The sequence below is a fragment of the Paracoccus wurundjeri genome, assembly GCF_030678915.1.
In the GTDB taxonomy this organism is placed as follows: domain Bacteria; phylum Pseudomonadota; class Alphaproteobacteria; order Rhodobacterales; family Rhodobacteraceae; genus Paracoccus; species Paracoccus onubensis_A.
This window is the reverse complement of the sequence record NZ_JAUUTZ010000038.1, coordinates 22,864-31,761: the sequence shown is the minus strand read 5'-3', so window position 1 is coordinate 31,761 and position 8,898 is coordinate 22,864. Positions and strand designations below refer to the sequence as shown.

Sequence of the window (8,898 nt, the reverse complement as noted above, 5' to 3'; positions counted from 1 at the left end):
CCCCCCCCCCCCCCCCCCCCCCCCCCCCCCCCCCCCCCCCCCCCCCCCCCCCCCCCCCCCCCCCCCCCCCCCCCCCCCCCCCCCCCCCCCCCCCCATCGCGGGACGCAAACAATCTGCGTTTCCGATGCGGCGCGACAGGCTCTAATGCCCTTTGCGGCGCCTGACATAGAGTTCAAGTTTGTGGCTCACGATCTCGAAACCGTATTTCCGGGCGATCTCTTCCTGCAAATCCTCGATTTCGTCCGACCTGAACTCGATAACCTCGCCGGTTTCGACATTGATGAAATGGTCGTGATGCTCTTCGGGGGCCGGTTCGTAACGCAATCGTCCGTCATCGAACTGGTGACGCTCGATCAGGCCCTGCTCGGCCAGTTTGTTCATCGTCCGGTAGACGGTCGCGATATTCACCCCCGGCTCGATCGCACTGACGCGGCGATGAAGTTCCTCCACATCCGGATGATCGTCGGATGCGTCCAGCACTTCCAGGATCACGCGGCGCTGTCCGGTGATGCGAAGCCCATGATGTTTGCACCTGTCGATAAGGCTTTCTTGCCTGGAACTGCTCATCCGGTTTCCCGCTTCGACTAAAACATGCCAGCCGAGCATCGGAGCGGACCGATCAGGCTGAAGCGATCTTTAACATGACCGAATCCAAAGGTCATCAATTTTGGATGCGCTTATAAATGCGAATGCATTGCACTTGCAATAAGGGTGAAACCTGATATCTCTACCTGCAACTCACTCGCATCTATGGGGCGGACGTGTGGCGATTCACGTACGAAACGGCAAACCGGGAAAGGGATTTTCATGATCTTGACGATGGCACGCTTGTCGGGAGCTGTGGCGACAATCACGCTTATGGCAGGCACCGCACTGGCCGATGAGGATCGGATGAAGGTCGTGACCACGTTCACGGTACTTGCCGATATGGCGCAGCGGGTGGCTGGCGATGCGGCGGATGTGGTTTCGATCACCCGGCCGGGGGCCGAGATCCACGGCTATGAACCCACTCCGAAGGATATCGTCAGGGCGCAGGATGCTGACCTGATCCTGTGGAACGGCATGAATCTCGAACTCTGGTTCGAGCAGTTTCTCGCCAATCTTGGGGATGTGCCTTCGGCAACCCTGACCGAGGGAATAGATCCGATCCCGATCGCGGCCGGCGCCTATGAAGGATCGCCGAACCCGCATGCCTGGATGGGTCTGGATAACGCATTGATCTATATCGACAACATTCTGGGTGCCTTTGTCGCGCACGATCCCGGGAATGCGGAAGCCTATACCGCCAATGCGGAAGCCTATAAGGAAGAACTGCGTGCCACGCTTGAACCGCTGCGGCAGGAGATCGCCACCATCCCCGAGGCGCAGCGCTGGCTTGTGACCTGCGAAGGCGCATTCAGCTATCTGGCGCGGGATTTCCACATGAAAGAGCTTTATCTCTGGCCGATGAATGCCGATCAGATGGGCACACCGCAACAGGTGCGCGCGGTGATCGACGGGGTGAAGGAGAACGACATCCCGGTAGTCTTCTGTGAAAGCACGGTGAATACCGCGCCCGCCGAGCAGGTCGCGCGTGAAACCGGGGCGCATTATGGCGGGGTGCTTTACGTGGACAGCCTGTCCGCGCCCAATGGTCCTGTTCCGTCTTATCTCGACCTGCTCAGGGTGACGTCCCGGACGATTGCCGACGGGCTGCAGGCAGGCATGAACTGAGATCGCTTTTCTTAACGGGCCGCCGGCCCTTCCGGCAGAAAGATTCACGATGAAGCATGACAGCCAGATGGCGCAACCGGCACATTCTGAAAGCGCCGGCCATCAAGACGGAATAGAGGTGCAGGAGGTGACCGTCACCTATCGCAACGGCCAAACGGCGCTGCGCAACGCCTCGTTTCAGATCCCGCGTGGCACGGTGACGGCGCTTGTGGGCGTGAATGGCGCGGGCAAGTCGACGCTTTTCAAGGCGATCATGGGATTTGTCCCTGTTGCGAAGGGCGATATCCGCCTGCTGGGGCTATCAGTCAAAGAGGCGTTGAAGAAAAATCTGGTCGCCTATGTCCCACAGTCGGAAGAGGTCGACTGGACCTTTCCGATTCTGGTCGAGGATGTGGTCATGATGGGCCGATATGGCCGCATGGGCTTTCTGCGCCGTCCGTCCCCTGTGGATCATGCGGCGGTCGATGCGGCACTGTCGCGCGTGGATATGCAAGACTTCCGCAGCCGCCAGATCGGCGAATTGTCGGGTGGGCAGAAAAAGCGTGTCTTCCTTGCCCGCGCGCTGGCGCAGGACGGGCAGGTGATCCTGCTGGATGAGCCCTTCACCGGGGTCGATGTGAAGACCGAAGAGCAGATTACCGCTTTGCTGCGCGAATTGCGCGACGAGGGGCGGGTGATGCTGGTCTCGACCCATAATCTGGGCACCGTGCCCGAATTCTGCGACCGGGTGGTTCTGGTGAAAGGCACCGTGCTGGGCTATGGCCCGACCGAGACGACATTCACCCGCGAGAATCTGGAACGGGCCTTTGGCGGCGTGCTGCGGCATTTCACCCTGAGCGGCGCCGAACTGCACGACGACGATGACGCGCGGAACCTGTCGATCCTGACCGATGACGAACGGCCATTTGTCCAATATGGCGACAAGCTGCGCCGGTCAGAGGGGCGGGAATGACTGTGCTTCTTGAACCTTTCACCTATGGCTACATGACCAATGCGATGTGGGTGTCCGCCCTTGTCGGAGGGGTTTGCGCCTTTCTGTCTTCCTATCTCATGCTGAAAGGCTGGTCGCTGATCGGCGACGCGTTGTCCCATTCCGTCGTGCCGGGCGTGGCGGGTGCCTATATTCTTGGTCTGCCCTTTGCGCTGGGGGCGTTCATCTCGGGCGGGCTTGCGGCGGCGGCAATGCTGTTCCTGTCGGATCGTTCGGGCCTGAAGGTCGATGTGATCATCGGGATGATCTTTACCTCGTTCTTCGGGCTTGGGCTTTTCATGGCGTCCCTTAGCCCGATGTCGGTTTCGATCCAGACGATCACCATGGGCAATATTCTGGCGATCACGCCCGAGGATACGCTGCAACTTGCGATCATCGGTTTTGTCTCGCTTGGGGTCTTGCTGGCGAAATGGAAGGATCTGATGGTCGTCTTTTTCGATGAAAGCCATGCGCGCTCGATCGGATTGCGCCCCGGCCTGCTGAAAGCCGTGTTCTTCGTGCTGCTTTCGGCCTGCGTGGTGGCGGCGATGCAGACGGTCGGCGCGTTCCTTGTTATCGCCATGGTGGTCACGCCGGGGGCGACGGCCTATCTGCTGTGCGACCGTTTCCCGCGTCTGATCATGACCTCGGTCGCCATCGGAACGGTCACGAGTTTCGCGGGCGCCTATCTTAGCTATTTCCTGGACGGAGCAACCGGCGGGGTCATCGTCGTGCTGCAGACGCTGATCTTTCTGGCGGTATTCGTCCTTGCGCCGAAACACGGGCTTCTGGCGGCGCGGCGCAAGGCGGCCGAAGCCCTGCGGGCAGAGGCGGTGTGACGATGGAGACGCTTCTGATGCCGTTCCAGTTCGGCTTCATGCAGAACGCCTTCTGGATCTCGGTGATCGTTTCGGTGCCCACGGCGTTGCTGTCCTGCTTCCTTGTGCTTAAGGGCTGGGCCCTGATGGGGGATGCGGTCAGCCACGCGGTGCTGCCGGGGATCGTTCTGGCCTATATTCTGGGCTTTCCCCTGATCTTCGGCGCGTTCGCGGCGGGCATGGTGACCGCGCTTGCCACCGGTTATTTGTCCGAGAACAGCCGGGTGAAGCAGGACACCGTCATGGGGGTGGTCTTTTCCGGCATGTTCGGGCTTGGGCTGGTGATCTATGTCGCGATCCACACCAATATCCATCTTGATCACATCCTGTTCGGGAACATGCTTGGCGTCGGGCTGCAGGATCTCTGGACGGCGGGGCTGATCTCGGTCTTTGTCGCGGCGGCCTTGCTGCTGAAATGGAAGGACCTGATGCTGCATGCCTTCGATCCGGTACAGGCGCGGGCCTCGGGCCTGCCGGTGGGATTGCTGCATTACGGGTTGCTGACAATCCTGTCGCTTACCATCGTCGCGACGCTTTCGGCGACGGGACTGATCCTTGCGGTCGGCCTGCTGATCGCACCCGGCGCCATCGCTTTCCTGCTGGTGCGAAGTTTCGGGAAAATGCTGGCCGTGTCCGTGATGGTCTGCATGCTGTCGATGCTGGGGGGAACCTATCTCAGCTTCTTTCTGGACAGCGCACCGGCACCGACCATCATTCTGATCCTGACGGCGATCTTCCTGTTCGCCTTCACCCGCCGGATGTTCAAGGTCAGGCGGGCCTCGGCTACGGTCTGACGAAGCCCGGCGGCGGGAGCGGATATCAGGTTTTTCGGGTGACCCGGCATCGCGAAACCGCGGTTCACTGGCCTTGCCTCGTCCGGTCGTCAACTTGACCCTCCTTCGGCTGTCCGACATAGTGGCGGCAGTATGAAGTTATCCGGGCGAGGGAACGCGTTATGAAATATTCATTGAAATCAATGCTGCTGCTGTCATGCCTTGGCATGGGGTTCGGGGGGATGGCACATGCCCAAAGCGAGACCCTTGATGTCGTCACCGATCCAAGTTTCGTGCCGTTCGAGATGATGGATCAGGAATCCGGCGAGATGGTCGGTTTCGACATGGATATCATCAACGAGGTGGCCGAGCGCGCCGGCTTCGAAATCAACATGCGGACCATGGATTTCAACGGCATCATTCCCGCCGTACAGACCGGCAATGTCGATATTGCCATCGCAGGCATCACCATCACCGACGAACGCGCCAAGATCGTCGATTTCTCTTCGCCTTATTACGACAGCGGTCTTCGTCTTCTGGTCAATTCCAATGATGACAGTATCGAGTCCATAGAGGATCTCGAAGGCAAGACCGTCGCGACCAAGATCGGCTCGACCAGTTTCGATTATCTTCAGGAAAATCTGGGCGACAGCGCGGAAATCACCCCTTATCCGGGCTCTAGCGACATGTATATGGCGCTGCTGGGCGGATCTGCCGATGCGGTTTTCTATGACGCGCCCAATGTCGGCTATTTCTCTCAGACCCAGGGCAAGGGCCGGGCGAAGACGGTCGGTGAACTCTACGAAGGTCAGCAATACGGGATCGTGCTGGTCAAGGGCAGCGAATGGGTAGAGCCCGTGAACGAAGCCCTGGCCGCCATGAAAGAGGATGGAACCTACGACGAGATCCATACGAAATGGTTCGGCAGCCCAAGCGGCGAGTGATCCGCGCGCCCCGGCAATGCGGTGTCGGCCCCTGGGGTCGCGCCGCCGCCCATGACCATGAACCCGATGACGTGCCTGCAATCATGCTGTGGAACGCGTTGACCGCATCCTGACGGAGGTTCCTTTTGGACGTCACCTTTCAATTCAACTGGCAAGCGGCCTTCGCCTCGCTGCCGCATCTTGTGGCCGGCATTCCCTATACGCTGCTGATTTCCTTCGGGGGGCTGGCGATCGGGTTTTTTATCGGTATCCTTGTCGGCTTGCTGCGGATCAGCCGGACGGCGTGGCTGCGCTGGCCCGCGATCATCTATATCGAGATATTCCGGGGCACGCCGGTTCTGGTTCAGGTGCTGTTCATCTTCTATGGCCTGCCGCAATTGCTGGGCGGTCCCATCAACGCGCTGGTCGCAGGAATCGCCGCCATCGCCGTCAATTCCGGCGCCTATATCTCCGAGATCGTCCGCGGCGGCGTGCAATCCATCGAACGCGGCCAAAGCGAAGCCGGGCTGTCGCTGGGCCTGTCGCGCGGGCAGGCGTTCCGCTATGTCATCTGGCCGCAGGCATTCCGGCGGATGATCCCGCCACTGGGCAATCAGGGCATCATCAGCATCAAGGATACCTCGCTGTTCTCGGTGATCGGGGTCGGCGAACTGGTGCGTCAGGGGCAGATCTATATCGCCACCACCTTCACGGCGCTGGAGGTCTATCTGATGGTTGCGCTGCTCTATCTGGTGATCACCCTGTCATTGTCGCTTGCCCTGCGCCTGCTTGAGCGCAAGGGGCTGGTGGGCCAATGAGCGGCGCAAGGAAAGAAGGAAGCCCGACATGACGCAAGACAGGCAGGCATCCGGTTCCGCGCCGATCGTGCATCTGAGCAAGCTCAACAAGCATTACGGCGAGTTGCATGTGCTGAAGGATATCGACCTGACGGTGACGCCCGGTGAGGTGGTGGTCATTATCGGGGCCAGCGGCTCTGGCAAATCGACGCTGATCCGCTGCGTCAACGGGCTGGAGGAATTCCAGCAAGGCGAGCTGGAAGTGGACGGCAATACCCTGCTGCCCAATGGCAAGGCCACAAAGGCATTGCAGAAGATCCGTACCGAAGTCGGGATGGTCTTCCAGCAATTCAATCTGTTTCCGCATCTGAGCGTGCTGGACAATGTGGTGCTTGCGCCGATGAAGGTCCGCGGCTGGGACCGTGACAGGGCCGAGGCGACGGCGCAGCGGCTTCTGGCGCGGGTGGGGATTGGTGATCAGGCCGGAAAATATCCCTCGCAGCTTTCCGGCGGGCAGCAGCAGCGGGTGGCGCTTGCGCGGGCGCTGGCCATGGAGCCGCGATTGATGCTGTTCGACGAGCCGACCTCGGCGCTGGATCCGGAAATGATCGGCGAGGTTCTGGATGCGATGCGCGAACTGGCTAATGAGGGGATGACGATGATGATCGTGACCCACGAGATGGGCTTCGCGCGCGAGGTCGCGGACCGGGTGATCTTCATCGACAAGGGCCGGATCGCCGAGCAGGGCCGCCCCGAGCAGATCTTTGATTCCCCCCAACAGGCCCCGACCCGAAGCTTCCTGTCGCGGGTGCTGAAGCATTAGGCAGAATGCCGGTTCGGCCGGGGCGGCAAGGTTGGTAACCGGCCCCGCGTCATCATGGCTGATCACATATGATCAGGCGGGCATGATGAAATTGTCGGGATGAGCAGCCAGAAAGGCGGGATGTGTCTTGCAGTTTTGTGCTACGGCGGCGATCCGGGGCAGATGGCTGAAGCTCACGCCCCAGCGGGTGGCGTTGTAAAGTTGCGGAATCAGGGCGCAGTCGGCCAGACCGGGTGTGTCCCCGTAACAGAAGCGTCCGATATGGCCGGGATGATTCAGCATGATCTCGAATGCGGTCAGGCCGCGGATGATATTATCCCGGTTCCATTCCAGTTGCGCCGCGGTTCCGGCAAGCTTCTCGACACGCCCGAGAGTGCCATGATTCGAAACCGGATGGATCTCGCAGGCGATCGCAAGGGTCAGGGCGCGGATATGGGCACGGGCGTCGGGGCTGTCCGGCAGAAGCGGCGGCACGGGCCGGGTTTCCTCCAGATATTCGATGATTGCCAGCGACTGGGTCAGGATCAGGTCGTCGACCTCCAGCGCCGGGACCAAACCTTGCGGATTGAGGCGCAGATATGCCGGATCCCGCTGTTGTCCCGTCACCAGATCGATCGATACCCTGTTATAGGCAATCCCCTTCAGTGCAAGCGCGATGCGCACCCGGTAAGAGGCCGAGGATCGCCAGTAATCATGCAGCACGATCCCGGGGGATGCGGTTTGCCTTTCAGTGCTTCCGTTGCGCTTTGCCGAGCCATGCACGATCATTCGACCGCTGGCAGGATCCGTCCGCCGCAGGGGCCGAACCCGATGCGGTAGCCATCGCCTTCGGCATGGGCGAACAGGTCGATCTCGTCGCCATCCTCGATGAAGCTGCGGGGCTCGCCGTTCACCGTGACCGGGTTTTTGCCGCCCTGTGTCATTTCCAGCAGCGCGCCGGTCTGTTCGGGCGCCGGTCCCGAGATCGTCCCGCTGCCCAACAAATCGCCGACCCGCATCGGGCAGCCCGAACTCGTGTGATGTGCCAATTGCTGGGCGCTGGAATAATACATCACGTTGTAGTTCGTTTGCGCCATCTTCTGCCCGTTCATCTTCCAGCCGATGGCCAGATCGTAAAAGCCCGGACGGTGTTCGTGCAGATAGGGCAGCAGCGGATTGTCCCTTGCCGCGCCTTTGCAGCGGAAAGGCTCGAGCGCGGCCTGGGTCACGATCCAGGGGCTGATCGTCGTGCCCAGCGCCTTGGCCTGAAACGGACCCAGCGGCTGATATTCCCATGCCTGAATGTCACGCGCCGACCAATCGTTCAGCAGCACATAGCCGAAGATCATCCCCTCGGCCTCTTCGACGCTCACACGCTGGCCCATGGGACTGTCGGCCCCGACGATCGCGCCCAGCTCCAGCTCAAGATCCAATCGGCGACAGGCGGCCCATTCCGGCCCGTTCACGCCGCGAAGCTGTCCCATCGGGCGGCGGATCGGCGTGCCGGACACGACCACCGAGGACGCGCGGCCATTATAGCCGATGGGCATATGGGTCCATTGCGCCGGCAATGCGTTTTCAGCACCGCGAAACAACAGGCCGACATTGAAGGCATGGTTGCGCGACGAATAGAAATCGGTGAACTCTGTCACCCGGATCGGCAGATGCAGCCGCGCATCCCTCATCGGCACCAAAGGCAGCGATTCATCGCCGCCCTTTGTCAGCAATTCGGTCAGCCGGCTGCGGATCTTATCCCATTTCGCGCGCCCCTGCGCGATAAAGGCGTTCAGTTGCGGCTTGGAAAAGGCGCCGCCCGCGTCAAACAGCCCCTGCGCCTCGCAGGTGGCCAGATCAACTATCATGTCGCCGATGGCCACCCCGCATCGCGCCGCCCCGTCACTGGTGGAAAAAACGCCGTAAGGCAGGTTCTGCACGGGAAAATCGCATCCCTCCCTATTGGCGCTTGCCAGCCATGAACGCACATGCCCCTCCTTCTTCTTCATGCGGATATCCCACGGGGAACCGGGGGCGTGACATCCCG

General features: G+C 60.8%; 10 protein-coding genes. 7 read left to right on the top strand and 3 right to left on the bottom strand.

The annotated features are described in order from the left end of the window. Positions 1-142: 142 nt before the first annotated feature. Positions 143-568: a Fur family transcriptional regulator gene (locus Q0601_RS22930; protein WP_305292296.1), complete on the bottom strand. Its 426-nt coding sequence runs from the start codon at positions 566-568 to the stop codon at positions 143-145. Positions 569-859: 291 nt separating this feature from the next. Between Q0601_RS22930 and Q0601_RS22925 the strand changes: the two genes are divergently transcribed. The 7 genes from Q0601_RS22925 to Q0601_RS22895 all read left to right on the top strand — a co-directional run bounded on the left by Q0601_RS22925 (position 860) and on the right by Q0601_RS22895 (position 6,878). After that, on the top strand, positions 860-1,714 hold the full coding sequence (locus Q0601_RS22925; RefSeq protein WP_305292299.1) for a metal ABC transporter substrate-binding protein: 855 nt from the start codon (positions 860-862) through the stop codon (positions 1,712-1,714). A gap of 67 nt (positions 1,715-1,781) precedes the next feature. Next, positions 1,782-2,666, top strand: a complete 885-nt coding sequence (locus Q0601_RS22920; RefSeq protein ID WP_305292298.1) for a manganese/iron ABC transporter ATP-binding protein — start codon at positions 1,782-1,784, stop codon at positions 2,664-2,666. Continuing rightward, positions 2,663-3,523 carry a metal ABC transporter permease gene (locus Q0601_RS22915; RefSeq protein WP_305292295.1) on the top strand — a complete coding sequence of 287 codons (861 nt, stop codon included), beginning with the start codon at positions 2,663-2,665 and terminating at the stop codon, positions 3,521-3,523. Before Q0601_RS22920 ends, Q0601_RS22915 begins: the two co-directional genes overlap by 4 nt. 2 nt (positions 3,524-3,525) lie before the next feature. Beyond that, positions 3,526-4,356, top strand: coding sequence for a metal ABC transporter permease (locus Q0601_RS22910; protein ID WP_305292294.1), 831 nt, complete (start codon positions 3,526-3,528; stop codon positions 4,354-4,356). A 161-nt stretch (positions 4,357-4,517) separates the two neighbouring features. Continuing rightward, complete coding sequence (locus tag Q0601_RS22905; RefSeq protein WP_305292293.1) at positions 4,518-5,279, top strand: transporter substrate-binding domain-containing protein; 762 nt, start codon at positions 4,518-4,520, stop codon at positions 5,277-5,279. A gap of 125 nt (positions 5,280-5,404) precedes the next feature. Continuing rightward, positions 5,405-6,076: an amino acid ABC transporter permease gene (locus Q0601_RS22900; protein WP_305292292.1), complete on the top strand. Its 672-nt coding sequence runs from the start codon at positions 5,405-5,407 to the stop codon at positions 6,074-6,076. A gap of 28 nt (positions 6,077-6,104) precedes the next feature. Next, positions 6,105-6,878 (top strand): amino acid ABC transporter ATP-binding protein, encoded by a 774-nt coding sequence (locus tag Q0601_RS22895; protein WP_305292291.1) that lies wholly within the window; start codon positions 6,105-6,107, stop codon positions 6,876-6,878. A gap of 72 nt (positions 6,879-6,950) precedes the next feature. Here the strand turns inward: Q0601_RS22895 and maiA are convergent, their stop codons facing one another. Next, on the bottom strand, positions 6,951-7,646 hold the full coding sequence (gene maiA, locus Q0601_RS22890) for a maleylacetoacetate isomerase (protein WP_305292290.1): 696 nt from the start codon (positions 7,644-7,646) through the stop codon (positions 6,951-6,953). Next, positions 7,643-8,860, bottom strand: a complete 1,218-nt coding sequence (gene fahA / locus Q0601_RS22885; RefSeq protein WP_305292289.1) for a fumarylacetoacetase — start codon at positions 8,858-8,860, stop codon at positions 7,643-7,645. The genes maiA and fahA overlap by 4 nt, the downstream gene beginning before the upstream one ends. Between the last annotated feature and the right edge of the window lie 38 nt (positions 8,861-8,898).